This is a genomic window from Actinosynnema sp. NPDC059335 (assembly GCF_042752395.1).
Lineage (GTDB): Bacteria > Actinomycetota > Actinomycetes > Mycobacteriales > Pseudonocardiaceae > Actinosynnema.
The window spans coordinates 1-3,151 of sequence record NZ_JBHYXZ010000255.1 but is presented as its reverse complement, the minus strand read 5'-3'; the positions used below and the strand labels follow the sequence as shown (position 1 = coordinate 3,151).

Annotated in this window: 2 protein-coding genes; one reads left to right on the top strand and one right to left on the bottom strand. The window is 74.3% G+C overall.

Annotated elements, in window-relative coordinates; genetic code table 11:
* Positions 1 to 406 precede the first annotated feature (406 nt).
* Positions 407 to 1,393, bottom strand: coding sequence for a PaaX family transcriptional regulator C-terminal domain-containing protein (locus tag ACFXGA_RS38790; protein WP_378097741.1), 987 nt, complete (start codon positions 1,391 to 1,393; stop codon positions 407 to 409).
* Positions 1,394 to 1,751: 358 nt separating this feature from the next.
* Here ACFXGA_RS38790 and ACFXGA_RS38785 point away from each other — a divergent pair, with 358 nt between their 5' ends.
* Complete coding sequence (locus tag ACFXGA_RS38785) at positions 1,752 to 3,074, top strand: cellulose binding domain-containing protein (protein WP_378097738.1); 1,323 nt, start codon at positions 1,752 to 1,754, stop codon at positions 3,072 to 3,074.
* The last annotated feature ends 77 nt before the right edge of the window (positions 3,075 to 3,151 follow it).

Here is a 3,151-nt window from a genome sequence, read left to right as displayed (position 1 = left end):
CGGGGCGGGGCGCCGGGGGCGCGCGGCGACCCCCGCCCCCCCCCCCCGGCCCCCCAGCCCCGGGCCGGCCAACCGCGCCCACCGCTGACCGCGCTCGGCCGGGCTTGCCGGGTCGCCGCCGCGCCGGCGAGGACGCCCGGCATGTCACGGCGGGCACGACGGCCCTGTTCCGCGCAGTGGAACCCGCCGCCGTCCGGCGAATCGAACGACCGGGATGAACCTCCGAGCCCACACCGATCACCCGCGCCCATCGCGGCCGAGCCCTGCCCGTCGCCGCCGAGCCACCGCCCGCCCATCGTGGCCAAGCCACCACCTGCCCGGCGTGGCCGAGTCACCGCCCGCCCGGCGTGGCCAAGCCACCGCCCGCCCGTCGCGGCCGAGTCACCGCCCGCCCGTCGCGGCCGAGTCACCGCCCGCCCGTCGCGGCACGGTCGCCGGCCGGGTCGAACCCGGCGGCCATCTCGGCCACGGTGTGGGCGCGGAGGTCCGGCTGCGGGCCGTCGGCGAATCGCGCGACCACGGAGCGGACGTGGTCCTGGGCCGGCTCCGCCAGCCCGTCGTACACGCCGAGGAACACCTCACGCGCCCGGCCGCGCGGCCAGTCCGGCGGCATGAGGGTGATCGGCAGCAGGGGGTCCAGGGTCGGGAAGCGGCGGTAGGTGTCCATCACCTCGGTGCGGGCCCGGACCGCGTCCGGCCCGGTGACCTCGCCGGCCCGGACGCCCGGCAGCAACGGCTCCCAGCGGGCGATGAAGTCCTCGTACCGCTGCGCGATGGCCGTGAGGTCCCACGCTTCGAGCGGGTCGCGGGTGACGTCCGACGCGAACTCCAGGTGCCGCGCGCGGAACGCCGTCGCCGCGCCCGGGGTCACCGCGACCAGCTCCGCGTGCGCCTGCGCCGTCAGGGGGTGCGGTGACACCCACACCCCGTCGTACAGCGGGGCGTACCCGCGCCACCGCAGCTCCGCGCGCAACGCGCTGCGGCGGGACTTCTCCTCCACCGGCATGGTGAACACGATGATGGTCCACAGGCCGTCCCACGAGTCCGGCCCGGTGGCGAAGGTGGCGATGGCCGCGCCGCCGTTCGACAGGTCGGCCACGACGGCGTCGGTCAGGCGGTAGAGGCTGTGCCGGCCCCGGCGACTGCCCTCGAGCACGCCCCGGCGGAACAGCCTGCTGATCGCGGTCCGCGCGGCCCCGGCCGTCACGCCGAACTCCTCCAGCAACGCCGCGATCGCCGCGCTCGGCAGCCACGCCCGGGTACGCACGGTGTAGTCCGCGATCAACGTCATCGCCAGGCCCTGCGGGGAGCTGCCGCTCTGCCTGCGCGGCAGGCGAACCGACCCGGGGACGACGTCCGAGAGGATCTCGTCGACGTTGAACGGGCTTGTCACGGCGTGCTCCGGTCCCAGGTCCGCGTGCGGCAGACCCTGACTCTAGCGACTCGTCGCCGCACCGCCGTGCGCCCGCCACGACCAGCGCGTTCCCGCAGGTGGAGCCCTATCGAGACGATCGTTGACACTTGTTACAGCCGAAGCCACACTATGTGACACCTGTGGTCCGCGCCGAGCCGGCGCAGGCGTGAACAGCGCCCTGACGGCTGCTGCCGGCGTTGCGGTCACGTGGCGGGAGCGTGCACCGCCGGTCGTTCGCACCCCCGCCCCGGGCGACTCCACCCATTCCCCGTGGCCGGGCGGCCGCTCCTCCCGCGCGCCCGATCCCCGGCCACCCGTTCCGGCAGGAGGTCCTTCCGTGAGAAGACTCGAGAGCGCGCTGCACGCCCGACCCGCGAGCGGGCTGTGGCGCTACGGCATCGCCCTCGCGGCGGCGACGATCATGGTGGTGGCGTTGACGGTCGCGGGCGGGTCCCGCACGGCGTCGGGTGCGGACAACCCGTACCAGCGCGGTCCCGACCCGACCCCGGCCAGCGTGTCGGCCAACCGCGGCACCTTCGCCACCGCGCAGGTCACCGTCCCCGCCGGCAACGGCTTCGGCGGCGGCGTCATCTACTACCCCACCGACACCAGCCAGGGCACCTTCGGCGCGATCGCCGTCGTCCCCGGCTACACCGCCACCTGGGCCGCCGAGGGCGCGTGGATGGGCCACTGGCTCGCGTCGTTCGGCTTCGTCGTGATCGGCATCGACACCAACAACCGCAACGACTGGGACACCGCCCGCGGCACCCAGCTGCTCGCCGCGCTCGACTACCTGACCCAGCGCAGCTCCGTCCGCGACCGGGTCGACGCCACCCGGACCGCCGTCATGGGGCACTCCATGGGCGGCGGGGGCGCGGCCTACGCCTCCCTGCAACGACCGACGCTGAAGACCTCCGTCGGGCTGGCGCCGGCCAGCTTCTCCCAGAACCTCACCACCACGCGGGTGCCGACGATGCTGCTGTCCGGGCAGAACGACACCACCATCACGCCCTCCAGCGTGCTCAACCTCTACAACGGGATCCCCGCCAACGTCGAGAAGGCGTACCTGGAACTCTCCGGCGCGGGCCACGGGTTCCCCACGTCCAACAACTCCACGATGATGCGCAACGTCATCCCGTGGTTCAAGATCTTCGTCGACAGCGACACCCGCTACACCCAGTTCCTCTGCCCGCTGTCCGACACCAACGGCATCCGCTCCTACCTGAGCACCTGCCCGCTGGTGCCGTCCGCCCCGCCGACCACGACCAGCACCACAACCACAACCACAACGACCACCACGACCTCCACCACGACCTCGACCAGCACCACCACGACCAGCACCACGACCACCACGCCCGACCCCGGTGGCGCGTGCAACGCCGCCTACCGCACCACGAACTCGTGGCCCGGCGGCTACCAGGGCGAGGTCACGGTGACGGCGGGCGGTTCCGGGGTCAGCGGTTGGAGCGTGCGCTGGACGTTGGCCAGTGGCCAGTCCATCAGCCAGGTCTGGAACGGCACGCTGACCGTGGACGGGTCGTCCGTGTCGGTCCGGAACGTCTCCTACAACGGGTCGCTCGGCCCGAACGCCTCGACCACGTTCGGCTTCCTCGGCGGCGGCACGCCGCCCACCTCGCCCCTCTCCTGCACCAGCCCGTGACGCGACGCCGCACGCCCCGGGGCCGGCCGGGGGGGGCCCCGGGGGGCGGGGGGGCCGGGGGGGGGAAGCACACCCCC